We start from the raw sequence: 23,706 nt of genomic DNA on the forward strand, positions 1-23,706 counted from the left end.
TATTCCAATAATATGAATGTGGAATTCTACCCAAAATTGTAGAAATTTAAAAATAATCTTTCCTGTATTTCAAAGTAAGTTATATTTTTATGAAGATGTATAAGGCACAGGAATGCATCGGCGGCCGATCAACTTCAGGCGCTAGCGACTGGGTGAGGCGAGCGCTCCCGCCTGCGACCGGGAGCACCTGATGCCCCGCTTCTTCATCGACACTTTCAACAGCATCGTCTCCATAGATGACGTCGGCCATGAGTTGCCGGACGAGGCTGCTGTGCGGGAGGTGGTCCGTAAGACGTTGGCCGATATGCTTGGAGCTGAACACAAGGGACGGCCCGCTGCCCAGTATCGGGCTGAGGTTCGCGACGGGGCTGGCCGGAACATACTGACCGCCTCTGTGCTCATCGTCATCGATCAGGCGCCAGAGCGGGAAGCGGCCGAAGCGACCGAGCAGCGCCGACCTTGAAGCGGAAGTCCTCGGCGTCCGCAAAGGGTCGTGAGCGGGCGCGGAAGCGATGTCCGCTTCCACAGATTACTGCGTGGAAGCAGACCGGCGGAAATCCACCCTCAGCGGTCCTCCACAGGATCAAGCGGATTGGGTTTTCACCCGAATTGGTGTTGCCGGACCCGATATGTGAATCCGCAAGTCCGCAAAAGAGAGGGTGACCCACCGAGATGTCTCGATTCCAGCGTGCGGATTCGCTCCGCCGCCGGGCAGCGGCTCCATGAGGCCACCGCTCTCCCACCGCTCGACGCCCTTATGACCCGAGCAGGTCCCGCTGCGGGAGTGGCTGAAGCTCCACGTGCCGTCGCGGCATTTCGCCGAGGCGCCCTCCGGCTTGCCGCCGTCGAGCGACTTTGCCGGACCATGGACGTCGCACTCGTCCCGACGGCTGCGATAGTGCTGATGGCTTTCCAGCTTCGACTCCTCCGGCTGGACGCAGGCCCGGGCCCGCGCGGCATCCGGGGCACCGAGCGAGAGCCATCCCAGCGCGGACAGGGCCGCCAGGGCGAGGGTCTTCCCGGGACTGAAGCGCATCACGGCGCCTCAATCCCGGACGAAGCGGCCGGCGGCGTAATGCCGACCCCGCCGGTTGGTCCGCCATTCCGAGCGCGCGTGGCAGTGCCGCGGATGGCCGTGGCACCCACGTGCATTGAGCATCCCGGGCGTCGCCGAAGCCGGCGAGGCCGACAACAGCAGCGGTGCCGCGAGAGCCACCAGGAACAGCAGTACGGCCCAGCGCATGGATGCATCCTCAAGTTGAGGATTGCGACCCTATCGCACCCTGATCATAAGGCGAAGCTTGGCGGAGTGCGTAACGCAGTGATTGAAACCCGGACGCGGCGGCAGACCCGCACCCCCAAGCGGAGCCGTTGACGCCGGCTCTGGCCCCGGCTTTGCTGGTCGTCCTGAGACCCGCAGGCTCCGAGAGTTCCGAACCGATGCCCGTCCTCGAACGGATCCGCGATTTCGCCGACGAAATGCAGGCGTGGCGGCACGACCTGCACGCCCATCCCGAACTGCTCTACGACGTCGAGCGCACGGCCGGGTTCGTAGCCGACCAACTGCGGGCTTTCGGCTGCGACGAAGTCGTGACCGGCATCGGCCGGACCGGAATCGTCGGGGTGATCCGCGGCAAGGGCCGGTCCTCCAACCGCGCCATCGGCCTGCGCGCCGATATGGACGCGTTGCCGATCCAGGAGGTGCGCGATCTGCCCTACCGCTCTACCGTGGCGGGCACGATGCATGCCTGCGGCCATGACGGGCACACCGCCATGCTGCTCGGGGCCGCCAAATACCTCGCCGAGACCCGCGATTTCGATGGCGCCGCCGTGCTGATCTTTCAGCCCGCCGAGGAGGGCGGCGGCGGCGGCGAGGCGATGGTCGAGGACGGGATGATGGAGCGGTTCGGCGTCGAATCGGTCTACGGGATGCACAACATCCCTGGCATGAAGGTCGGCACCTTCGCGATCCGGCCGGGGCCGATCATGGCCTCCACCGACCGGTTCACCCTCACCATTGAGGGAAGGGGCGGCCACGCGGCCCTGCCGCACAACGCCGTCGACAGCGTGCTGGTGGCAAGCCACGTGATCATCGCCCTGCAAAGCATCGTGGCGCGCAACCTCGATCCGCTGCAATCGGCCGTGGTGTCGGTCTGCGCGCTCGATGCCGGCGAGGCGTTCAACGTGTTGCCGCAGACCGTGACCATGCGGGGCACGATGCGCACGTTGTCCCAGGCGGTGCGGTCCCAGATCAAGGCACGGATCGAGACCCTGGTGGCGGAGATCGCGGCCGGATTCGGCGCCACGGGGGTGACCGAGTTCGGATCGAGCTACCCGGTCACCGAGAACCACCCCGCCGAGGCCGACTTCATGGCCGATGTCGCGGAGGCGCTCGTGGGCGAGGAGAACGTCGACCGGGCGGTTGCGCCGATGATGACCGCGGAGGATTTCTCCTACATGCTCGGCCGCCGCCCCGGCGCCTACATGTTCATCGGCAACGGCGACAGTGCCTCGCTCCACCACCCGCATTACGACTTCAACGACGCGGCTGCGCCTTACGGAGCGTCCCTGTGGGCGCGCCTGATCGAGACGGGGTTGCCGCTCACGGCGTGATCGCGCCGTCGCTGGCCGAGACCGTCCCGGTCTGGGCCAGGGTGGCGGCTTTGTCCTTCGGGGGGCCCGCCGGCCAGGTCGCCGTGATGCACCGGATCCTCGTGGAGGAGCGGCGCTGGGTCTCGGAGCGGCGCTTCCTGCACGGGCTCGGCTTCTGCACGCTGCTGCCCGGCCCGGAAGCGCAGCAGCTCGCGACGTATATCGGCTGGCTGATGCACGGGCCGGCGGGTGGGCTCGTCGCGGGCGGCCTGTTCGTGCTGCCGGGGCTTATCGCCCTGATGGCTCTGAGCTGGCTCTACGTGCTGTACGGCCATGTCGACGCGGTCGCCGGCCTGTTCTTCGGCCTGAAGGCGGCGGTGCTCGCGATCGTGCTCCATGCCCTCTGGCGCCTCGGCGGCCGGGCGCTCCGCGATCGGACCGATCGGCTCGTCGCGCTCGCCGCCTTCGCGGCTCTGTTCGTGCTGGCCGTGCCGTTCCCGCTGGTGGTGATCGCCGCCGGACTGCTCGGTCTCGCCCGCCGCCGCGGCCCCGATCCCGCCGCCGCCGACGCGGGGGCGGACGAGGCCGGCTTCCTCATCGGCGCCGCGATGCTGCCGCGGGAGCGGGATGGCGCTGCGGTCTCGCTGCGCATGGGTGCGCTGTGGCTCGCGATCTGGCTCCTGCCGGTGGCGGCGCTCCTGCTCGCCCCCGGCGTGCCGCCGGTCTTCGGGCAGGTGGCGCTGTTCTTCTCCAAGATGGCGCTGGTGACTTTCGGGGGCGCCTACGCGGCGCTCGCCTACGTGGCGCAGCAGGCGGTGGACCATTACGCTTGGCTGAAGCCAGGCGAAATGCTCGACGGGCTGGGCCTCGCCAAGACGACGCCGGGCCCGCTGATCATGGTGCTGCAATTCGTGGGCTTCCTGGCGGGGTTTCGGGCGCCCGGGGCGCTGCCGCCGCTGCTCGCCGGGACGCTCGCCGGGCTGCTCACCACCTGGGTCACCTTCGTGCCCTGCTTCCTGTGGATCTTCGCCGGCGCGCCGCTGATCGGGCGCCTGCGCGGCAGCCGGCGCCTCGCGGGGGCGCTCTCGGCGATCACCGCCGCGGTGGCGGGCGTAATCCTCAACCTCGCGGTCTGGTTCGGGCTGCGGACGCTGTTCCGGCAGGTCGTAACAGTGCCGCTCGGACCGCTGCGCCTGGACGTGCCGGTGCCGGCGAGCCTCGATCCGGCGGCGCTGCTGCTGACGCTGGCGGCGATCGCCGCCGTGTTTCGCTTTGGGCTCGGAACGCTGCCCACCCTGGCGCTCTGCGCCGGGGCGGGGGTGGTGCTGCGACAGGCGGGTCTCGCCTGACCTTGTGCTCAGACGCCGTAACGCGCCTTCAGCAGCGCGTAGGTGAGCCGCGCGGTCTGGACCTCGCCGCCCTCCGGCCGGCCGGGCTTGGTCGAGGGGTTCCAGCCGTAGAGGTCGAAATGGCCGTGCGCCTTCGTCTTGGGGGCGAAGCGGCGCAGGAACAGGGCGGCGGTGATCGCCCCCGCGAAGGGCCCGCCCGAGACGTTATTGAGGTCGGCCACCTTGGAATCGAGCAGGCTTGCATAAGGTGCATGCAGCGGCATGCGCCAGATCGGGTCGGCGGCGCTCCGGCCGGCTTCCGCGACGGACGCCGCCAGGACCTCATCCTCTGTGAAGAAGGCCGGCAGGTCCGGCCCGAGCGCCACCCGCGCTGCGCCGGTCAGCGTCGAGTAATCGAGGAGCAGGTCGGGTGACTCCGCCTCGGCCAGCGCCAGCGCGTCGGCGAGAATCAGCCGGCCCTCGGCGTCGGTATTGCCGATCTCGACGCTGAGCCCAGCCCGGCTCGGCAGCACATCGCCCGGCCGGAAGGCGTTGCCCGCGACGGCGTTCTCCACCGCGGGGATCAGCACCCGCAGGCGGAGCTTGAGGCCCGAGCCCATCACCATGTCGGCGGCGGCCAACGCCGCGGCGGCGCCGCCCATATCCTTCTTCATCAGCAGCATCGCGGCGGACGGCTTGAGGTCGAGCCCGCCCGTATCGAAGGCAACGCCCTTGCCCACGAGGGTTACGCGCGGCGCGTCCTCCGGCCCCCAGGTCAGGTCGATCAGCCGCGGCGCCCGCGGCGAGGCGGCGCCGACCGCGTGGATCAGGGGATAGTCTCGGGCGAGCGCGTCGCCGTCCATGACCGCGACCGTGGCACCGTGGCACCGGGCGAGCGACCGGGCGGCGGCCTCGATCTCGGCGGGTCCCATGTCGTTGGCGGGCGTGTTGATCAGGTCGCGGCCGAACGCCACCGCGGCGGCGATCCGCTCCACCTCGGCGGCGTCGATGCCGGCCGGCGCCGCGAGCCGGGCTTTCGGGCCGTTTCCGGCGCGGTAGCGACCGAAGCGGTAGCTGCCCATCAGCCACGCCAGGGCAGCCTCGGCGGGGTCGGGGGCATTCTCCACGCGGAAATGGCCCTCCGGCAGCAGCCCCGGCAGCTTGCCGACGATCAGCCGGTCATAAGCCGCCGCCTCCGGATCGCCGAGGCCGAACAGGACCCGGGCGATCCCGCCATCCGGGCCGGGCAGCAGGGCGAGGCTTCCCGCCTTCGGCTTGAAGCCGAGGGCGTCCGCGAAGCGTCGCTGGGTCGGGTCCAGGTCTGCCTGCGCCGCGCTCCACGATCCGGTGGTGACGAGCGTCACCGGCACGGAGGGCGCATCGCCGGGCAGGAAGGTGGGGATCGTCGATGGGGACGCGGCCTGGGTCATGGGCCTCTTGCAGGTTGGAGGGCTTAACCGGTGATTAGGGTTAACGCTCTACCACCGGCCGGCCGGAGGGGTGAAGCACAGGCCCGCGCCCTCGGTCTGCCCGGAGGCGCCGCGTACCATGATGACCGCCCTGATCCGGATCGTCCGCCCCGAGATTCCGGCCGGACGCCGCGCCACCCTCGCGATGGCCCTGCTGGCGCTGGGGCTGGCGGGCTGCAATACCTCCGGACCCGAGACCACCGGCTCGATCGGGGACCGCCCGGCGGCGTCCCGACAGAACGTCGAAGCCCTGGCCGAGCGCTTCAACGCCAATCCCGACGATGGCCGCGCGGCGGTCGCTTACGCGCGGGCTCTGCGCGCCAACGACCAGATCAGCCAAGCCTCGGCGGTGCTGCAGCAGGCGGCCCTGCGCAACCCGCGCGATACGTTCCTGCTTGGCGCCTACGGCAAGTCGCTGGTCGAGCTCGGCCGCTACCGCGAAGCGATCGACGTGCTGGCCAATGCCCATTCCCCGGCCGCGCCAGATTGGCGCATCCTGTCGGCCCAAGGCTCGGCTTCGGCCCAGCTCGGTGATCAGGTACGCGCGCAGGGCTTCTACGAGGCCGCGCTCAAGATCCGGCCGAACGAGCCGTCTCTGCTGTCGAACCTGGGCCTGTCCTACGCGCTCTCGCGGAACCTCGACCAGGCCGAGCAGACCCTACGGCTCGCGGCCGACCAGCCGGGCGCCGATGCCCGGGTGCGGGCGAATCTCGCCCTGGTGCTGGGGTTGAAGGGCCGCACCGCTGATGCCGAGGCGATCCTGCGTCGGGACATGAGCCCCGCGGAGGCCGCCGCGAACGTCGCCTCCTTGCGCAAGGCCGCCGCCGAGCCGAATCGGTTGAAGGCGCTGTCGAAGGGCGGCGTGCCGAGCGAGGGGTAACCTCCAGCCGGCTGCTCAACGCGCTTCACCCCGGTCCAGAGGGAACAGGAAGCGCGCCTGCCTGCGACCCTGCACCCGCCGACAGGAAAACGCACCTGTCATCGCAACCCGGTAGCGGCCAGATTCGAAAAGTTCTATATCTCTGCTTGGCTGCGCCGCGCGGCATCACGGGCGTCCAAATCGCCCCCGCGCATCGTCTCCTACCCGGGCACTCCCGGGGCGGCGCGCGCCCGTTGGGCGCTACACAGGCCGAACACAAATTCGTAGCGCAGGTCTTGCCTGTGCGTGTTCGACAACCGCAGCGAGGATAGAACCAGCCGTGCCATCACTCGACAGCTTCAAGGCCCGCCAGACGCTCCAAGCCGGCGGCAAGACCTACACCTACTATTCCATCCCCGAGGCCGAGAAGAACGGCCTTGCTTCCGCCGCGGCGCTCCCCTTCTCCATGAAGGTGATCCTGGAGAACCTGCTGCGCTACGAGGACGACCGCTCGGTCAAGAAGGCCGATATCGCGGCCGCCGTCGGCTGGCTTGAGCAGAAGGGCAAGGCCGAGGTCGAGATAGCCTTCCGCCCCGCTCGCGTGCTGATGCAGGACTTCACGGGCGTCCCGGCGGTGGTCGATCTGGCCGCCATGCGCGACGCCATGGTGGCGCTCGGCGGTGATCCGCAGAAGATCAACCCGCTGGTCCCGGTCGATCTCGTGATCGACCATTCGGTGATCGTCGACGAGTTCGGTACCCCGAAGGCGCTGGCCGACAACGTCGCGCTGGAATACGAGCGCAACGGCGAGCGCTACACCTTCCTGAAGTGGGGCCAATCGGCCTTCGACAACTTCTCCGTGGTGCCGCCCGGCACCGGCATCTGCCATCAGGTGAATCTGGAATACCTGTCGCAGACCGTCTGGACGAAGTCCGAGGACGGGTCCGACGTGGCCTACCCGGATTCGCTGGTCGGCACCGATTCGCACACCACCATGGTCAACGGCATGGCGGTTCTGGGCTGGGGCGTCGGCGGCATCGAGGCCGAGGCGGCCATGCTCGGCCAGCCGCTCTCGATGCTGATTCCCGAGGTCGTGGGCTTCAAGCTGTCGGGTAAGCTGCCCGAGGGCACCACCGCCACCGACCTCGTGCTCACCGTCACCCAGATGTTGCGCAAGAAGGGCGTGGTCGGCAAGTTCGTGGAGTTCTACGGCCCCGGCCTCGACGACATGGCAGTCGCCGACCGGGCCACGATCTCCAACATGGCCCCGGAATACGGCGCGACCTGTGGCTTCTTCCCGGTCGATCAGAAGACCATCGACTTCCTGAAGGTCACCGGCCGTGCCGACGATCGGATCGCCCTGGTCGAGGCCTACGCCAAGGCACAGGGCATGTGGCGCGACGCCCAGACCCCCGATCCGGTCTTCACCGACACGCTGGAGCTCGACATGGGCGAGGTCCGGCCCTCGCTCGCTGGCCCGAAGCGTCCCCAGGATCGGGTGCTGCTGGACGGCGCCAAGCCGGGCTTCGCGGCCTCCATGGAGACCGAGTTCAAGAAGGCCGCCGATCTCGCGCGCCGTTATGCCGTCGAGGGCACCAACTTCGACATCGGGCACGGTGACGTGGTGATCGCCGCGATCACGAGCTGCACCAACACGTCGAACCCCTCGGTCATGATCGGCGCCGGGCTGCTGGCCCGCAACGCCGTCGCCAAGGGTCTGCGCTCCAAGCCTTGGGTAAAGACCTCCCTGGCGCCCGGCTCGCAGGTGGTCGGCGAATATCTCGAAAAGTCCGGCTTGCAGGAGCCTCTGGACGCGCTGGGCTTCAACCTTGTCGGCTTCGGCTGCACCACCTGCATCGGCAATTCCGGCCCGCTGCCGGAGGCGATCTCGAAGGCGATCAACGACAACGACGTGGTCGCTGCGGCGGTGCTCTCGGGCAACCGCAACTTCGAGGGCCGGGTGAACCCCGACGTGCGGGCGAACTATCTCGCCTCGCCCCCGCTGGTGGTGGCCTACGCGCTGGCCGGGTCGATGCAGATCGACATCACCACCGAGCCGCTGGGTCACGATCCCGAGGGCAAGCCGGTCTACCTGAAGGACATCTGGCCGTCTTCGGCCGAGGTGCAGCAGTTCATCGAGGAGAACATCACCTCGGCGCTGTTCAAGTCGCGTTACGCCGACGTGTTCAGCGGCGATCAGAACTGGAAGGATGTCGAGGTCACCGAGGCCGAGACCTTCGCGTGGAACCCGGGCTCCACCTACGTTCAGAACCCGCCCTACTTCGTCGGCATGGAGAAGACCCCGAAGCCGGTCGAGGACATCGCGGACGCTCGGATCCTCGGCCTGTTCCTCGACTCAATCACGACCGACCACATCTCGCCCGCGGGGAACATCCGCGCGGCTTCGCCGGCTGGCGCGTATCTGCAGTCGCATCAGGTGCGCGTGCAGGACTTCAACCAGTACGGCACGCGGCGCGGCAACCACGAGGTGATGATGCGGGGCACCTTCGCCAATATCCGCATCAAGAACCAGATGGTGCGGGATGAGACGGGCAACGTGGTCGAAGGCGGGTGGACGCTGTTCCAGCCCTCGGGCGAGAAGATGTTCATCTACGATGCGGCGCAGAAATACGCCGAGCAGGGCACGCCGCTCGTCATCTTCGCCGGCAAGGAATACGGCACCGGCTCGTCGCGCGATTGGGCGGCGAAGGGCACGAAGCTGCTCGGCGTCCGCGCCGTGGTGGCGGAGAGCTTCGAGCGCATCCACCGCTCGAACCTCGTCGGCATGGGCGTGGTGCCGCTGGTGTTCCAGGGCGAGACCTCCTGGGACTCGCTCGGCCTCAAGGGTGACGAGACCGTCACCATCAAGGGCCTGTCGGGGGAGCTGAAGCCGCGCCAGACGCTGATCGCGCAGGTCAAGTCCGCCGACGGTTCGGTCAAGGAGGTGCCGCTCACCTGCCGGATCGATACGCTCGACGAACTGGAATACTTCCGCAACGGCGGCATCCTGCCCTACGTGCTGCGCACCCTGGCGGCCTGATCCACCGGGCGGCCCCAGGGCCGCCCCCTTCACACGATACGAGGCGGCGCAGTATCGGCGCCGCCTTTTTTGTTACTCCGGCCGAGGTATTTCACTTGCGCGCAACCTTGTTTGACGCGCGCAAGGCACCATAATCCGGGTCCTGTATTCAGAATGGGACTTCGATGAAGCACCTCAGCAAGACCCTCGTTGCCGCCGGCCTCACAGCCCTGCTGTCGAGCGCTGCCTTTGCCGCGCAGGTCGAGCGCGTCCGCGGCACCGTCGACAAGGCCGATGGCAACACGGTCACGATCAAGACCGACGACGGCAAGTCCGAGACCGTCGATGTCTCCGGCGCCAAGTTCGCCTGGGTGGTCCCGTCGAGCCTCGACCAGATCAAGGACGGCGTCTTCATCGGCACTGCGACCAAGGGCGAGAACCCGATGACCGCCCTTGAGGTGGTCCTCTTCCCCGAGGCGATGCGCGGCACCGGCGAGGGCCATTACGGCTGGGATTCGATCACCGACCAGACCGCGGGCGCCGGCGCCAAGGTGAAGAGCGCGATGACCAACGGCACCGTCAAGGCCGAGTCGTCGAACGCCCCGAAGGTCAAGAGCGCGATGACCAACGGCACCGTGAAGGCCGACAAGGCGGCCACCGGCGGCGAGCGAACCCTGACGGTGAGCTACGGCAAGGACGGCTCCAAGGAGATCGTGGTGCCGGCCTCGGCGCCGATCGTGGCCTTCCAGCCGGCCGACAAGGCGATCCTGACGCCTGGCTCCAAGGTCTTCGCCGTTGTCGCCAAGGACGGTGCTAAGGCCGAGGGCAAGCTGGTGGCGGTCGGCAAGGATGGCCTGACCCCGCCGATGTAAAACGAAACGGCCCGCCCGACGGGATGCGTCGAGCGGGCCGCTGACGTGCTGAAAACTGCTCGGCGGCATCGCGCGCCGAGCATTCCCGTGTCAGCCTTTTAGAGCTACCGAAAAATCCGCCTCAGTTTTCGACCGGATCTCGTCTTCGGTGACGCCGTCGGCCAGCTCGATGAGCGTCATGCCGCCATCGCCCTTCTTGTCGATCTCGAACACGCCGAGATCGGTGATCACGAGATCGACGACCTGGGTCCCGGTCAGCGGCAGGTCGCAGGCCTTGAGCAGCTTGGCGCTCTCCGTGCCGTCCTTGTTCTTGGCGACGTGCTCCATCACTACGACGACGCGCTTCACGCCCGCCACGAGGTCCATGGCGCCGCCCATCCCCTTCACCATCTTGCCGGGGATCATCCAGTTGGCGAGGTCGCCATTGCCGGCCACCTGCATGGCGCCGAGGATCGACAGGTTGATGTGCCCGCCGCGGATCATCCCGAAGGAATCGGCCGAGGAGAAGTAGCTGGTGGTCGGGAGGGCGGTGATGGTCTGCTTGCCGGCGTTGATCAGGTCAGGGTCCTCCTCGCCCTCGTAGGGGAAGGGGCCCATGCCGAGCATGCCGTTCTCTGACTGGAGCTGCACCGACATGCCGTCGGGGATGTAGTTCGACACCAGTGTCGGGATGCCGATGCCGAGGTTCACGTAGAAGCCGTCCTGCAGTTCCTTGGCGGCGCGCGCCGCCATCTGCTCGCGGGTCCAGGCCATGATGGTCTCCTGATAGCGTGGTGCGCTCACGCGCGGCCGGATCTGGCTTTCCCCTCCCCCTTGCGGGGAGGAGTTAGGGGTGGGGGTGGTCAGGCGGCACCGAAACGCTCAATCCTGCACCACCCCCACCTCCGGCTCCTCCCCACAAGGGGGAGGAGAGAAGCATGCGGCTAGTGCGTGCCGCCGCCGGCCGCCGCGGCCGGGGTGCTGTCGCCGCGCTTGCGCGTCGTGCGCTGCTCGATGCGCTTGTCGCGCACGCCCACGTCGACGATCCGCTTCACGAAGATGCCCGGGGTGTGGATCGTGTCGGGGTCGATCTCACCCGGCTTCACGAGGTGCTCCACCTGCGCCACCGTCATCTTGGCGGCGGTGGCCATCATCGGGTTGAAGTTGCGGGCGGTCATCCGGTAGCGAAGGTTGCCCTCGGTGTCGCCCGTATGGGCATGGACCAGGGCGAGGTCGGCGAACAGACCGCGCTCCATCACGTACTGCTCGCCGTCGAACTCCCGCACCTCCTTGCCCTCGGCAACCTTGGTGCCGACGCCGGTCTTGGTGAAGAAGGCCGGGATGCCGGCGCCGCCTGCGCGGATTCGCTCGGCCAGCGTGCCCTGCGGGTTGAACTCAATCTCCAACTCCCCGCCGAGGTACTGGCGGGCGAATCCCTTGTTCTCGCCGACATAGGACGAGATCATCTTACGCACCTGTCGCGTGTCGAGGAGCTTGCCGAGGCCGACGCCGTCGATGCCGGCATTGTTCGAAACGACGGTAAGACCCTTGACGCCCGAGAGGCGGACCGCCTCGATCAGCTCGTCCGGGATGCCGCACAGGCCGAAACCGCCGCACATCACCATCATGTCGTCGTGCAGGAGGCCGGCGAGCGCTGCGGCGGCATCCGTGTAGACCTTCTTCATCGAACCGTCCTTTCCACGCCGGCCGCGACCGGCCGCACCTGGGCTACATCCGCGAAGCGCGCGTTTCCTCAGCGCTTGCTGTTCCCGATTCCGGGAGCGAAATCCAGTGCTGCACTGCGTGAGCTCGTACGCTCCCGGGTATCCGTAACGCCGGTTGCGTGCGGGCACGGGACGGTGCCCCGAGAGGCCCCCACGCAAGGCCAGCAGACAAATCCCGCCACGGACGCTAAACAGGCGTCTCAACATGCAGTCCCTGCCGGGCCGTGGCGGCTCGGCGAGCTGGCGCGGCACCCGGCTTCGGCCGCATCCGCGGTCCCGTTCAGAGTCAGATGTCGCTGCGCCGCCCGATCGTCCTCTTCGTTCCCGTGACTCTCGTCGCCGTCGGGCTCGGCCTGCACGACTGGCCGATCGATAGCGGCCGGGCGCAGGCCTTCGCGAAGCGCGCGTTCGCGGATTATGGTCTGACCCTGAGCGTCGAGGGTCCTGCCCATCTGACGCCGCTGCCCCTGCCCAAGCTCAGCTTCGAACGTGTGCGCATCGCCACTGACGGGGGTGGTCCGCCCCTGGTGGAGGAGGGGCGCCTCGGCATCGACCTCGATCCCATCGGTCTCCTGACCGGTCGCGCGGCGGCCGGTGGCCTGCATCTCGCAGAGGGAGTCCTGTCTGGGCGAGCCGCGGCGTGGAGCGGCGTCCTGGCTCGCCTCGCCGAGCGGGCTCGATCCGGCGCGACGGCCCATCCCACCCGGCTCACCGTCAGCGGCGGGCGTACCGGGGATGGCATGGCCCGGGACATCGACCTCGACCTGTCGTGGCCGTCTTGGAGCGCGTCCGCCGAGGGTAGCGCGCGCCTGACGTGGCGGGACGTGCCGACACAGTTCACGGTCGCGCATCTCCGCCTGAACGACGTCGTTCTCGGCCGGCGCAGCCCGATCACCGGCGCGGTGACATGGCCGAATGGCAGCCTCGCGATCGACGGTACGGTGGAGCCGGCCGTGTCGAGGTCCGGATGGCCCAGTCTGGCCGGGCAAATGCGCGGCGAGACCCGATCCCTGCCGGAGAGCCTCGCCTGGGTCGGCCTGAAGGTACCCCTGTCGCCGCTCGCCGGGGTGTTCTCGCTCGCCGGCTCGTTCGAGACGACGGACCGATCCGTATCCTGGACCCGCCTGCAACTCGGGCTCGGTCGGAACATGCTGGAGGGCGCGGGCGCCGTCGTGCTGGGTCCCGGCCCGGCTCCGCGTCTCTCGGTGCAGGCGACGCTTGCCGCCGAGACGCTCGACTTGGGGCCCCTGGCGGATGACGCCGGGCTGCTCCTTGGATCCGACCCCGTGCCGCTGGCCTTGGCGCCGATGACCGGGGGCGACCTCGATCTGCGCCTTTCGGCCACCGCAGGCCAAGCCGGATCTGTCGCGGTTCAGGATCTTGCGGCGAGCGTTCTCGTGCGGGATGGCGCGCTCGAAATTGCGGTGAACCGGGCACGGATCCAGGATGGCTTGGTCAAGGGCCGCGTGGCACTCGCGCGTGGCGCCGATTCGGCCGAGACCGAGATGCGCCTGCAGGGTAGCCTCGACCGGGTCGATCTCGGCGGTCTGCTGGGCGGGATCGGCGGCGCGCGTTGGCTGGTTGGCCCGGCCCAGGGGCAATTCAACCTCGAGGCCAGCGGGCGCGACACGGTCGCGTTGCTCGGGCATCTCGGAGGCCGAGCCGCGCTCACCGTCGCGAGCGGGGCGATCACGGGTCTCGATCTCGCCGATGTCGTCCACCGCAACGGCGTTGTGGCCGCCGGAGCGCTGGCGCGGCGCAACGGCCGGACGGCCATCGAGCGCGCCGCCGTCACGGTCCGGTTCACGGACGGGGTCGGCGAGATCGTCGAGGCGGGATTGCTCGGGCCGAACGTGGGCGCGAATGTGCGTGGGCACGTTTCGCTGCCGGGGCGGCGGCTCGATCTCCGGGGCGATCTGGCCCTGCGCAGTCCGGCCGATCCGTCCCGCGGCCTGTTATTCGCGGTTTCGGGGCCATGGACTGCTCTGGGCGTCCGAACTGCCGCCCATGTCGAGGGGCCGGATGCGGTCACCCTGGCGGGGGAGGGGGCGTCGCCAGCAGCCTTCGGACCGCCTGACCTGCAGGGTCTGGCCGCGGGTGCGCAGGACCTGCCGGTGAATGCGCGCGCTTACGCACCTTGAGTTTCCTCCAGAGTGCACGGCGGCGCACCGTGACAGGGGCATCGCGTGGCCCGAAGCAACGCGCGCATTCTAAGATGAGGAGTCCGACGGCCGTTCCGGCGTTTCCCGGTTCTCCATCGTGTTCCGCGATCACGTCGGTGAAGCGCGCTTTCGGTCGCGTCGCGATGGCGTCGCGGACGGTCAAGCTCTAGGATCGAGCCTTGACCCCAACCATGAGTGCCATGCGTCGCCTGCTCATCGAGGAACCCGTCACCCGCGCCGGGCCGTTGGCTCAGCGCCTCGCCGTGTTCTCCATCGTGGCCACTGGGATCGCCCTGATCGTCGTTCGGGATCCGCGCGCCGACACGGACGCTGCGCTTGTCGCTCTGTTGGCCGGGCTCGCTGTCGCGCTGGCCGCGATCGTCGCGGCGGTGTTCGCGTTCGTGCGGGTCTGGCGCGAGGGTGCGCGCGGCTTTGGTGCCGCCCTGGCCGGGCTGATCCTGGCGCTCGTGGTGCTGGGCTACCCCGCTTATCGCGGACTTCGTGGCCTGCGGCTGCCGGCCCTGTCGGACGTCACCACCGATATCGACAATCCGCCCGCCTTCTCGCGTTCGCGCGCTGCGTTCGCAGCCCGCAACGGCCGGTATCCGCCGGATCCGAGCAGTTCCCTGCGCGAGCGGCAGCGGGACGCCTATCCGCAGATCGCCCCGCTGACCCTCGATATCGGGGCCGACGCAGCATTCGAACTGGCCCGTCAGGCCGCGCTGAAGCGCCACTGGCAGATCGTCGAGGCGATCCGGCCGGGCGGTCGCACCGGCAACGGCCGGATCGAGGCCGTGGCGCGCGGCCTCGTGCTCAACCTGCCCGACGATGTGACCGTCCGCATCCGCCCCCGCGCCGACGGGGCGCGGATCGACGTACGCTCGGCATCCCGGCTCGGCGGGCGCGACTTCGGCGGGAATGCCGACCGGATCCGCACCTATCTCGACGACGTCGCCAACCTCGCCCTCGCGATGAAATAATTCGGTTCGGCGCGGCTCAAGCCGGCGTGAAGGTGCCGTCCAGCCGCGGCGCCCCGTCGGTCGCCACCAGCCCGCGTCCGACGAGATCCTCGAGATGGGCGAAGACCGAAAGCGCTGCGGCGCCGCGCAGGCGGGGATCGAGGTTCCGGTAAATCGCCGCGACGATCTGCGCGATACCGGTATCGCCGCCAGAGAGCCGCGCCCGAATCGCGGCCTCGCGCTGGCGACGGTGACTGGCCAGCCCGCGGAGGAAGCGCGCCGGCTCGCGGACCGGGCCGCCATGGCCTGGCCAGTAGACCGTCTCGTCGCGTCCGCGCAGCTTCTCCAGCGACGCCATATAGGCCCGCATCGCGCCGTCCGGCGGCGCCACGATGGTGGTCGACCATGCCATGACGTGGTCGCCCGAGAACAGGGCCTGCGCCTCCGGCAACGCGAAGGCGAGGTGGTTCATGGTGTGGCCCGGGGTTTCGACCGCCGCCAGGGTCCAGCCGGGGCCCGAGACGCGGTCCCCCTCCACCATGACGCGGTCCGAGGCGTGGGCGCGGTCGGCGCTAGCGTCGAGCAGCGGCGCCTCGTTCTCCGACAGGGCCCGTGCCGCGCGGTGCGGGCCACATCCGATGACTGGCGCACCGGTTCGCGCAGCGAGGAGCCGCGCGCCCGGCGAGTGATCCCTATGGGTGTGGGTGACGACGATCGCGGTGATCCGTTCGCCGGTCAGGTCCGCGAGCAGCGCGTCGATGTGCCATGGATCGTCAGGGCCGGGATCGAGGACCGCAACCTCGCCCACGCCGATCACGTATGTGCAGGTGCCGCTTGCCGTGAATGGACCGCCGTTCGGCGCGATCCGACGCCGGATCAGCTTTGCGACCGTCTCCAGCCGCCCCGGGGTGGGCATCGATGGGTCGAGGGTCAGTCTGCTCTCGTCCGCGTCCGCCATCGCTGCCCCGCACGTTGGTTCGGGGATTCTTGAACGTCACCCAAGGGCGTTGCAACACCGCCGAGCCACGATCCTCGGGGATGTCCCCGCAGCGCGGATCGGGTCACGTCCCCCAGTCGGCCGTTCAGTCCGGAAGTGTCCGGTCAGCCGAAATGGCCGGAACGGCGGTTGCGGACGCGCACAGGCACGAGAACGGGTGCGGGGGCTGGAACGAGCCCGATCACCGCGGCCCGCACGGCATCGCTCGCCTGTGCCACACCGGCACGCATCGCGGCCACCTTCACTCGAACGGCGTTCTTCGCAGCTTGCAGCATCACGGATCCCGAATCGAACCGGTGGACCTATTCTTCGAACGCTACCGACCCTGCACCGTTCCGTTGCTGATTGTCGCGCCTGGGCGGAACGCCCGTGCCGTCCACATCGGACTTTGTCGAAACGGCGGAACCAGAGCAAAACCTTGGCGTTTTTGTGTTCAGAACGACGCGGCCCGCCCGCGTTGATACTTTCGAAGGATACGAACGATGCTGGGTTGGGCCGTAACTTTTCTCGTGGTTGCCCTCGTCGCCGCGCTGCTCGGCTTCGGCGGTATCGCCGGCACGGCAATGGAAGCCGCCAAGCTGGTATTCTTCGTGGCGATCGTCCTGTTTGCGATCTCGGCCGTGATCGGCCTGATGCGCGGTCGCTCGCCGACACTCTGACGAAGTGTCGTTGGTCGCCGGCCCTGATCTGGGGCTGGCGCCCAAAAGCAACGAGGCCGTCGCACAACGCGACGGCTTTTTTAATCGGCCTGCTCCGAAACGCATGCGCGGACGTCCAGCCTCCACCATCGGCACTATGGCTTGTCGTGCTCGCCGCTGTCGAGCTTCGCGATGAGTTCGGCAAACCGGTCCGGTACCGGTTGTTGGGTCATCGTATCGTACATCGCGCGCAACTGCGTCGCGAGGCGAGTACGGGTCTGTTCGCTGAGGCCGCCGCGGGGTTGAACCTGGGACGCGCCTGCGGTCTGTCCCGTCGTGTGGTTCTGGCTGGGCGCACCGTGCGTCGAAGCAGAACTTCCGTGCACTTGAGGCACGCGAAGACCTGCCTCCTTCCCCTCATTGGCCATCCACACGCCCCTTGTTGCCGAACTTGGCCCGGCCACATTGTGCTGCGGCTCGACATACGCCATGGCTGCGCCGGCAACGCCTGCCCGCCGGGATCGGTTCCGCCGGGGGGTGGAACGGAGTGCGGGCCTCCGCGTTGGGCGGAAAGCTGCGCAGGACAGAATGCCGGCCCCGGCATGCCCTCGGTCACGGACCGGGCAATCGCGGCCGGGCAACACGGCGAGGCACAGGGGATCGAATGTCGACATCGCAACTCGTGGTACAGCACCTGCCGTACCTGCGCCGCTACGCGCGGGCGCTCACGGGGAGCCAAGTGGCCGGTGACGCGTATGTCGCCGCTACCCTGGAGACCCTCGTCAACGAACCGGACACGCTGGGCCGGAGCACCAACATCAAGGCCGACCTGTTCCGGGTCTTCACCCGGATCTGGAATTCGCTCTCGGTGAACGGCCGTGGCGAGCAGGTTCAGCACGATCTTCCCGCCGAAGTCCGGCTCGGCCAGATCACGCCGCTGCCGCGGCAGGCGTTCCTGCTGTCGTGCCTGGAGGGATTCTCCGAGGAGGACGCCGCGATCATCCTGGGTGTCGACGTTTCGGAAGTCCGCGATCTCGTGGACGAGGCCGGGCGCGAGCTCGCCGCCGACATGGCGACCGAGATCCTCATCATCGAGGATGAGCCGCTCATCGCGATGGATCTTGAGGCGCTGGTCGAGGGCCTGGGCCACAACGTCATCGGCGTCGCCCGGACCCGGACGGAGGCGGTCAAGATCGCCGGCGAGGGCGGCAAGCGCCCCGGCCTGATCCTGGCCGATATCCAACTCGCGGACGGATCGTCCGGGCTCGACGCGGTCAACGACCTGCTGAAGACCTTCGAAGTGCCGGTGATCTTCATCACGGCTTATCCGGAGCGCTTCCTTACCGGCGAGCGGCCGGAGCCAGCCTTCCTGATCGCCAAGCCGTTCCAGCCCGCGAATGTCTCCGCGGTGATCAGCCAAGCGCTGTTCTTCCAGCAGACGGCCCGCCGGCGGGAAGCCAAGACGGCTTAACCCAAGGCTGCCTCGGTCCCGCGGGGCCGCAGGTTGAAGCATCGGTAGTCACATCAACCCCGGCGAGAGCCGGGGTTTTTTATTGTCTGAATGAGGTGCCGGCTGCGCACAAAAAAACGGGCCGGAGAAAGCTCCAGCCCGTCGAACAGGTTCCGGCCGATGCACAAGGGGAATGCGGGGAGGACCAGGTGGCCGGGTACAGGGAGAACGGCCATCGCGCCGCCGGGTTCCAAAAAAGCACTTTTTTGGCGAGCGTTGCATCAACGGCACATGGGATGGTTGTGGACAGCGCGGGGTGCCGCCGCACCAACAGCCGTTGCGCGTTCGAATACTCACCATTCCAAGACGCGCGATAGTTGAGGAACCTGCGATTGCGGGACGCGTTGTTGAAACATCCTGTCAAGCTCTCGCGATGAGGTCGGGGCAATGTTGCGGTCTGGTTTCATCCTGGGCGTCAGTGCTCCCGCCGCTCTCCTGACCGTGCTGATCCAGCCCGTCGTGCGCGAAACAGCCGATCGCTGGGTTCCTCCGGTGCCGGTGGCTCAACTTGCGCCGGCGCCCCTGCCCGGCATGCGGCCGGTCTCGCTGGCGATCAGCCCGACGCGGGTCGCCGGTGTTCAGAAGATGGACGGACCCGTTGGCCCCACCGCCATCGAGGCGCAGGAGCTCGGGATCAAGCCGATCCTGAAGCAACCAGGCCGTCGTCTCGTGCGCGAGGGTTGCGAAACCGCTCTGAGTTCGCTGGTTGGTCCCGAGGCCCGGCGCATGACCCCCGGTCGCTGCATCTCCTGACCCAGGTTTTATTTCTCAGATTGAAAAGGGCTCTGCCAACACGGTGGGGCCCTTTTGGCATTGGCATGACGTCCCGGAAATTTGGCGAGCCGATTACATGAAAACGGCGCCGGTCCCGAGGACGCGGCGCCGCTACGCGAAACGGTTACAGCGTGGCCTTACTCGGCTCGGCCGGTACCCGTCGACTGGCCACCCTTGCGACCCGCCGTCGAGGCAAGCTCGCGGTCCTGCGAGAAGGAGCGCTTCTCGGCCGGCACGCTGCGTCCGCCCTTGCTGGCGATCTCGCGCTGCCGCTCCAAGTCCATCGAGGCAAAGCCCCGCTTCGAGGTCGAATTCCCGGATGCCATCAGTTCCTCCTCAGGCTTCGCTTCACCTCGCAACAACCTTCAGCAGTAACCAAGGTTCCTCTGCCCAGACCTGGTCAAGCTTCCTGCAGTCAAGCTTGACGGCAACCAGGCTGTTATCCGCGGCGTTGGTCGCAGATGGACCTGCCTTGATGCGGGAGCAGCGGCCGGCGGATGCCTCGATGGGCCGCCCAACTGCTCCGCGCAACCTGTCCCATCCCACGGCCAAGACGAGGAGATGAGCACCCATGACGAATCGCAACATGGTGAAAGAGGTCGGCAGCGGTGCTCCGGCTCCGCACCCCAACACGCCGCCCCTGCCGCCGATGCCCGCGCCGGAGGATTCTGCGACGCCGACGACCCGGGATGAGCCGATCGATTCGCCCCATCTCAATGCCAGCCCCAAGCGCGAGGCACCGAAACCCGGCGAGCTGGGGCTATCGACGAAGCGCTGACCAAGATCTCGTCAGGCGGCCCGCCTCCGGGCATGGCGGGTCAGCCAGACGATGAGGAGGCCGATCGCCAGGATCGTCACGATTCCGGCGACGGTCAGGATCCGCTGGATCAGCGGCGTGTAGACCCCGCGTGCGGCATCGTAGCCGTAGCAAAGCAGGGTGAGGCGGTCCGCCAAGCTTCCGATGCGGCCGTTCCCGGCCTCGGTGAGGGCCAAACGGAGGTCCCGTCCGGTGAGCGCCAGTGGCGAGAGAACCCGAGCGACCCGCCCATCGCCGGCGAGCAGCAGAGCGGCCGCCGGATGAGCGAAGCTGTCGGTCCCGGCATCGTAGATCGCCGTGTAGCCGAGGGCGGTCGTGATGCGGCTCAACGCCGTATCCGACACGATCAGCGCCCGGGGGCGCACGGTGGCGGCGCGGTCGCCCAACGTATCGGCCAGCATGCGGCGCGCAGCCGCGGCATCGTCACGGGAATCGATGCCGATCAGCACCAGGGCGTAATCGTCCGGCGTGAGACCGGTCGCTGCCAGGGCATCCACGGACATCGACACCATGGGGTCGCAGACGTTGCCACAGGTGTAATCGACGGGCAGCAGCAGGACCGGCCGTCCCGCGATAACGCTGCCCAGCGTCACCACCTGCCCGGTGCCCGCGTCCGTGGCGGCGAGGTCGAGCGGGGCGCGGGCTCCGGCGGGCGGCGCCAGCGCGACCCGGGCCAAGTCGGCCTGAACCAATCGAGCGCGGGCCGGCGCGGTCGCCAGACCCAGAGCGATGATCATCACGGTGCCGTGGCCGAAAAGCCGGGCAGGGCTGGACAAGCGTAGGATGAATCGCATGGATGGGCGGGCCCGTCCGGTCCCACCGTCCTGGGCTTCAGAGCCGCCGCGGAGCCCCGGTATGACCCTCGACACAGAGGTTTCCTCCCTGAAGCAGGTGCCGCTGTTCCGCGAGGTGGAGCCGGCGCGCCTGAAGCTCCTGGCCTTCACCAGCGAGCGGGTGCATTTCGAGCCCGGGCAACGCTTCTTCGCCCGCGGCGATGTGGCGGATGCGGCCTACGTGATCCTCAAGGGGAATGCGGAGGTCAGCATCGATGGTCCGGCCGGCCCGGTCCGGTTGGCGCTGCTCGGCCAGGATGCCCTGGTGGGCGAGATGGGCATCCTCGCTGAGCAACCCCGGTCGGCCACGGTCACGGCGGAAACCGCAGTGACCGCCCTGCGCATCGACCGCGGCGTGTTCCTCGAATTGCTCGCACAGTTTCCACAGATCAGTATCGCCCTGATGCGCGTGCTCGCCTTGCGCCTGGAACAGACCAACCAGGCCCTGGCCGAGAGCCGCGGCTGAGCAACTCGCAGCATCATCACGGCGCCGGATAGGTGATGAACTCCAGAAGAGACCCGTCCGGATCCCGGAAATAGACGCTGACGCCGGTCCCGGCCGCGCCGAACGTGTCCACCGGTCCGAGTTCCACCGGGACGCCCAGCGCTTCCAGATGCGCGATCGCGTCCGTGATCGCCCCGGACCATCGGAAGCAGAGATCGCTGTTGCCCGGCATAACCGGTTGTGCGGCCACCATCTTCGGGTTGACGCCGGGCCCGTGACAATTCAGCTGCACGCCGCCGAACCGATACGCGTAGCCGCCGCGCCGCTCGACGATCTCGGCGCCCACGACGTCGCGGTAGAAGGCGTTCGACCGGGCCCAGTCGCTCACATGAATCACGCAATGGTCGAGGTGGATCGCGGGGCTGAGCGACCCGGCGGCTGCGATGGCCGCCTCAACGGGAAGTGTCTCGGTTTCAGGCATCGTTCGCTCCGCGCGGGTCTCTGCAGCGCTCGTCTGCCACTCTGAATTAGGGCGCAATCGTGGCTGGGTGAGGCGCCCGGCCCGGGCTCGCTGCGGCGGAAAAGCTACATCGTCATGGGCGTGATGACGGTACGCATGTCCGGATGATCGGACACCGCATGACGCACCTGATGAACGCGGACCAACGCCCGGCACCGCGGTGCCGGGCGACGCTCTCGCGGGTTCTCTTCGCCCTCGTGGCGATCGCCCCGCTGGCCGCCTGCCAGACCAGGTCCATGCAGGTCGCGCAGGATGACGAGGCGGCTTGGTACGTCGGGGCCAAACCCGACAAGCCCTTCGACATTCCGCTGGTCGACACGGACCGCCTGGATCCGAAGTACCGCCGCCAGCAGGTCAGCTACAACGGGCCCGAGCAGCCGGGGACGATCGTCGTCGACATCGACAAGCGGCAGCTCATGCTGGTTCAGGCGGATGGCACCGCGATGCAGTACGGGGTCGGCGTCGGGAAGGCCGGCTTCTCCTGGAAGGGCGAAGCCCGGGTCGGCCGCAAGGGCGTCTGGCCGAATTGGAGCCCGACGACCACCATGGTCGCGCTCAATCCCGACCTGCCGCGGACCCGCAAAGGCGGTCTCGACAATCCGCTCGGTGCCCGTGCCCTGTACCTCTACCAGGGCAACCGCGACATTCTGTTCCGGATCCACGGGACCAACGAGCCGTGGAGCATCGGGGAACAACTCTCCTCGGGCTGCGTCCGGATGCTGAACGAGGACATCGCCGACCTCTACGAGCGCGTTCCGGTCGGAACCCGCGTCCTCGTGAAGCGCAACGGCAAATATCGCGTCTGAGGGCGGGCGTCTCGACCCGCGCGCTGCGAACCTTCGAACGGGGCCGTGACGATCCGACCCGGCGTAACGGTCTAGAGCGCGGAAGGCGTCTTCCGACCGTCAGGCTCATGGCCTCACCGGCCCGCACCGCCATTCTCGCAACAGGGCCTAATCGCTTAGCCGCGCGAGCAGCGCCTGCCTCAGCCTGGCGAGTTCTGTGCCGAACGGTCCCGTCACGATGGCGCGCGAGCTAACGGGTCCGGAACTGAATCAGTTTCGGATAGCCCTGCAACGGCACCTTCACCGAGCGGGTCTTATCGAGCGTCTGGACGGCCTCTGCACCTGCGGTCGGATCGAAGATCTTCACCGCGGGCAGATCCGCGTCGCTGTCCACCGTCACGTCGACAGGCGTCACTGGCAGGGGCACGTTCTTCTCGCTGTCCCAGATCGGCCTCTCATCCCAGAGGATGAGGGTCGTAAGACCACCCTCGCCCTCCACGAGGAGGTGTTTGATCTCGAGTTCGCCCGAAGACACCGTCAGCTTCGGCAACCGGGTCTCGCGTGCGGCGCCCCCGCGACCCTTCGCGGAAACCGTTTGGAGGAGATTGTGGATCGCTGTTGCGGCCGGCTTGGGGCGATAGTCGATATCGAACAAGCCGAAATGCTTCTCCATCTCGCTCGCCGCCGGATCGGGGTAAGCGTCCAGGAGCTGATACAGATAGACCTTCGCGACACCCATATCGACGGCATCGAGGATCAGGTTGAGCGACAGCTTCGCCTGGGTCGGCTCATCGACCCCACCCCACGTGCCCTTGCCCGGCAACGTGTAGTACCCGACCTCGGTGATGGCAGCCGCACGCTTCGGGTCTAAGCGATTGGCCTGATCCACGACGTTCTTGACATGCACGCCCGGCTGCTCGCCTTTCGGCGGGTAGATGTGCGCATTGTAGACGTCGGATTGGCCGAACAATTCTGGCCAGGACGTCAGATTGTAAACAGGCACCTTGTCGAGCGACGGGCTGGCTTTGACGCCCTTGTAGAGATCGATCTGATATTCGATTGCCGCGTCAGGACCCGTCTGTCCGTTATAAGTAACGGGCCAGTTGTTGACCTCATTGGGGCCTTCGACGGATGTGATCGCGCGTGGGTGGATCCGGGCGAAATCGTCGAGGAGGGACAGCGTCTTCGTAAGCGGCAGGTTGGACGCGACGACGAAATCGAATTTGAAACCGGCGGTCGCAAAAGGCCCGAAATGCGATCCCCCGCCTCCAGGCAGCGACGGATCCGGGACTGCATCGCGTAGGTTGCCGACGCCGAGATATCGCAGTGCCTCAAGAACCTTGTCGATGTCCGCGTAGCTGCTGTCGGTATAGGGAATGTGGGTATTAATACCGATCGTATCGATAAAGTCCTGACTGCGGACC

25 protein-coding genes and 1 pseudogene are annotated in these 23,706 nt (G+C 67.8%); 14 read left to right on the forward strand and 12 right to left on the reverse strand.

From position 1 onward, the window contains the following. The first annotated feature begins 190 nt into the window (after positions 1-190). On the forward strand, positions 191-463 hold the full coding sequence (locus OXS27_RS15095) for a hypothetical protein (protein ID WP_243923648.1): 273 nt from the start codon (positions 191-193) through the stop codon (positions 461-463). 120 nt (positions 464-583) lie between these two features. Here OXS27_RS15095 and OXS27_RS15100 read toward each other — a convergent pair whose 3' ends face one another. Both OXS27_RS15100 and OXS27_RS15105 read right to left on the reverse strand, forming a co-directional pair. Further along, positions 584-1,036 carry a DUF3761 domain-containing protein gene (locus tag OXS27_RS15100; RefSeq protein WP_267357144.1) on the reverse strand — a complete coding sequence of 151 codons (453 nt, stop codon included), beginning with the start codon at positions 1,034-1,036 and terminating at the stop codon, positions 584-586. Positions 1,037-1,045: 9 nt separating this feature from the next. Beyond that, positions 1,046-1,243 (reverse strand): hypothetical protein, encoded by a 198-nt coding sequence (locus OXS27_RS15105; RefSeq protein WP_243923646.1) that lies wholly within the window; start codon positions 1,241-1,243, stop codon positions 1,046-1,048. A 197-nt stretch (positions 1,244-1,440) separates the two neighbouring features. Between OXS27_RS15105 and OXS27_RS15110 the strand changes: the two genes are divergently transcribed. After that, positions 1,441-2,613 (forward strand): M20 aminoacylase family protein, encoded by a 1,173-nt coding sequence (locus OXS27_RS15110; RefSeq protein ID WP_267357077.1) that lies wholly within the window; start codon positions 1,441-1,443, stop codon positions 2,611-2,613. Beyond that, positions 2,571-3,941 carry a chromate efflux transporter gene (gene chrA / locus OXS27_RS15115; RefSeq protein WP_267357078.1) on the forward strand — a complete coding sequence of 457 codons (1,371 nt, stop codon included), beginning with the start codon at positions 2,571-2,573 and terminating at the stop codon, positions 3,939-3,941. Before OXS27_RS15110 ends, chrA begins: the two co-directional genes overlap by 43 nt. Before the next feature lie 8 nt (positions 3,942-3,949). Here chrA and OXS27_RS15120 read toward each other — a convergent pair whose 3' ends face one another. Next, positions 3,950-5,350, reverse strand: coding sequence for a leucyl aminopeptidase family protein (locus OXS27_RS15120; protein WP_267357080.1), 1,401 nt, complete (start codon positions 5,348-5,350; stop codon positions 3,950-3,952). Between the two features lie 118 nt (positions 5,351-5,468). Here OXS27_RS15120 and OXS27_RS15125 point away from each other — a divergent pair, with 118 nt between their 5' ends. The 3 genes from OXS27_RS15125 to OXS27_RS15135 all read left to right on the forward strand — a co-directional run bounded on the left by OXS27_RS15125 (position 5,469) and on the right by OXS27_RS15135 (position 10,139). Beyond that, positions 5,469-6,269 carry a CDC27 family protein gene (locus tag OXS27_RS15125; RefSeq protein ID WP_267357082.1) on the forward strand — a complete coding sequence of 267 codons (801 nt, stop codon included), beginning with the start codon at positions 5,469-5,471 and terminating at the stop codon, positions 6,267-6,269. Between the two features lie 319 nt (positions 6,270-6,588). Then, entirely contained in the window at positions 6,589-9,288 is a 2,700-nt protein-coding gene (acnA, locus tag OXS27_RS15130) for an aconitate hydratase AcnA (protein ID WP_267357084.1), read from the forward strand. A 164-nt stretch (positions 9,289-9,452) separates the two neighbouring features. Then, positions 9,453-10,139 (forward strand): metal ABC transporter permease, encoded by a 687-nt coding sequence (locus OXS27_RS15135; RefSeq protein WP_267357086.1) that lies wholly within the window; start codon positions 9,453-9,455, stop codon positions 10,137-10,139. 90 nt (positions 10,140-10,229) lie between these two features. On the opposite strand, the gene OXS27_RS15140 is transcribed toward OXS27_RS15135, so the two are convergent. Both OXS27_RS15140 and OXS27_RS15145 read right to left on the reverse strand, forming a co-directional pair. Further along, positions 10,230-10,892: a 3-oxoacid CoA-transferase subunit B gene (locus OXS27_RS15140; protein ID WP_267357088.1), complete on the reverse strand. Its 663-nt coding sequence runs from the start codon at positions 10,890-10,892 to the stop codon at positions 10,230-10,232. Positions 10,893-11,062: 170 nt separating this feature from the next. Beyond that, positions 11,063-11,803 carry a CoA transferase subunit A gene (locus OXS27_RS15145; protein ID WP_267357090.1) on the reverse strand — a complete coding sequence of 247 codons (741 nt, stop codon included), beginning with the start codon at positions 11,801-11,803 and terminating at the stop codon, positions 11,063-11,065. Between the two features lie 329 nt (positions 11,804-12,132). Between OXS27_RS15145 and OXS27_RS15150 the strand changes: the two genes are divergently transcribed. Continuing rightward, positions 12,133-13,983 carry an AsmA-like C-terminal region-containing protein gene (locus OXS27_RS15150; RefSeq protein WP_267357092.1) on the forward strand — a complete coding sequence of 617 codons (1,851 nt, stop codon included), beginning with the start codon at positions 12,133-12,135 and terminating at the stop codon, positions 13,981-13,983. Positions 13,984-14,204: 221 nt separating this feature from the next. Beyond that, positions 14,205-14,984 (forward strand): DUF1499 domain-containing protein, encoded by a 780-nt coding sequence (locus OXS27_RS15155; RefSeq protein ID WP_243923599.1) that lies wholly within the window; start codon positions 14,205-14,207, stop codon positions 14,982-14,984. 16 nt (positions 14,985-15,000) lie between these two features. Here the strand turns inward: OXS27_RS15155 and OXS27_RS15160 are convergent, their stop codons facing one another. Further along, on the reverse strand, positions 15,001-15,921 hold the full coding sequence (locus tag OXS27_RS15160; protein WP_267357094.1) for an MBL fold metallo-hydrolase: 921 nt from the start codon (positions 15,919-15,921) through the stop codon (positions 15,001-15,003). Between the two features lie 143 nt (positions 15,922-16,064). Next, on the reverse strand, positions 16,065-16,235 hold the full coding sequence (locus tag OXS27_RS15165) for a hypothetical protein (protein ID WP_267357096.1): 171 nt from the start codon (positions 16,233-16,235) through the stop codon (positions 16,065-16,067). 207 nt (positions 16,236-16,442) lie between these two features. Between OXS27_RS15165 and OXS27_RS15170 the strand changes: the two genes are divergently transcribed. Then, positions 16,443-16,619 (forward strand): DUF1328 domain-containing protein, encoded by a 177-nt coding sequence (locus tag OXS27_RS15170; protein WP_003599466.1) that lies wholly within the window; start codon positions 16,443-16,445, stop codon positions 16,617-16,619. A gap of 134 nt (positions 16,620-16,753) precedes the next feature. Here the strand turns inward: OXS27_RS15170 and OXS27_RS15175 are convergent, their stop codons facing one another. After that, on the reverse strand, positions 16,754-17,026 hold the full coding sequence (locus tag OXS27_RS15175; RefSeq protein ID WP_267357117.1) for a NepR family anti-sigma factor: 273 nt from the start codon (positions 17,024-17,026) through the stop codon (positions 16,754-16,756). 236 nt (positions 17,027-17,262) lie between these two features. Between OXS27_RS15175 and OXS27_RS15180 the strand changes: the two genes are divergently transcribed. Continuing rightward, a complete protein-coding gene (locus tag OXS27_RS15180) occupies positions 17,263-18,069 on the forward strand; it encodes a response regulator (protein ID WP_243919026.1) in 807 nt (268 codons plus the stop codon). 426 nt (positions 18,070-18,495) lie between these two features. After that, positions 18,496-18,861 carry a hypothetical protein gene (locus OXS27_RS15185; RefSeq protein ID WP_267357119.1) on the forward strand — a complete coding sequence of 122 codons (366 nt, stop codon included), beginning with the start codon at positions 18,496-18,498 and terminating at the stop codon, positions 18,859-18,861. A 158-nt stretch (positions 18,862-19,019) separates the two neighbouring features. Here the strand turns inward: OXS27_RS15185 and OXS27_RS15190 are convergent, their stop codons facing one another. Further along, positions 19,020-19,208: a KGG domain-containing protein gene (locus OXS27_RS15190; protein ID WP_243906886.1), complete on the reverse strand. Its 189-nt coding sequence runs from the start codon at positions 19,206-19,208 to the stop codon at positions 19,020-19,022. 245 nt (positions 19,209-19,453) lie between these two features. Between OXS27_RS15190 and OXS27_RS15195 the strand changes: the two genes are divergently transcribed. Further along, positions 19,454-19,660, forward strand: a complete 207-nt coding sequence (locus OXS27_RS15195) for a hypothetical protein (RefSeq protein WP_243919029.1) — start codon at positions 19,454-19,456, stop codon at positions 19,658-19,660. 11 nt (positions 19,661-19,671) lie between these two features. On the opposite strand, the gene OXS27_RS15200 is transcribed toward OXS27_RS15195, so the two are convergent. Next, positions 19,672-20,475, reverse strand: coding sequence for an electron transporter (locus OXS27_RS15200; RefSeq protein ID WP_267357123.1), 804 nt, complete (start codon positions 20,473-20,475; stop codon positions 19,672-19,674). A 79-nt stretch (positions 20,476-20,554) separates the two neighbouring features. Between OXS27_RS15200 and OXS27_RS15205 the strand changes: the two genes are divergently transcribed. Then, positions 20,555-20,998: a Crp/Fnr family transcriptional regulator gene (locus OXS27_RS15205; protein WP_243919033.1), complete on the forward strand. Its 444-nt coding sequence runs from the start codon at positions 20,555-20,557 to the stop codon at positions 20,996-20,998. Positions 20,999-21,014: 16 nt separating this feature from the next. On the opposite strand, the gene OXS27_RS15210 is transcribed toward OXS27_RS15205, so the two are convergent. Further along, positions 21,015-21,458 carry a VOC family protein gene (locus OXS27_RS15210; protein ID WP_267357126.1) on the reverse strand — a complete coding sequence of 148 codons (444 nt, stop codon included), beginning with the start codon at positions 21,456-21,458 and terminating at the stop codon, positions 21,015-21,017. A gap of 158 nt (positions 21,459-21,616) precedes the next feature. Between OXS27_RS15210 and OXS27_RS15215 the strand changes: the two genes are divergently transcribed. Next, positions 21,617-22,303 (forward strand): L,D-transpeptidase, encoded by a 687-nt coding sequence (locus OXS27_RS15215; RefSeq protein WP_267357128.1) that lies wholly within the window; start codon positions 21,617-21,619, stop codon positions 22,301-22,303. A 229-nt stretch (positions 22,304-22,532) separates the two neighbouring features. Here OXS27_RS15215 and OXS27_RS15220 read toward each other — a convergent pair. Further along, positions 22,533-23,706: pseudogene (locus tag OXS27_RS15220) on the reverse strand (hypothetical protein); the annotation flags it as partial.

The sequence above is a fragment of the Methylobacterium sp. GC_Met_3 genome, from assembly GCF_026540775.1.
In the GTDB taxonomy this organism is placed as follows: Bacteria; Pseudomonadota; Alphaproteobacteria; order Rhizobiales; family Beijerinckiaceae; genus Methylobacterium.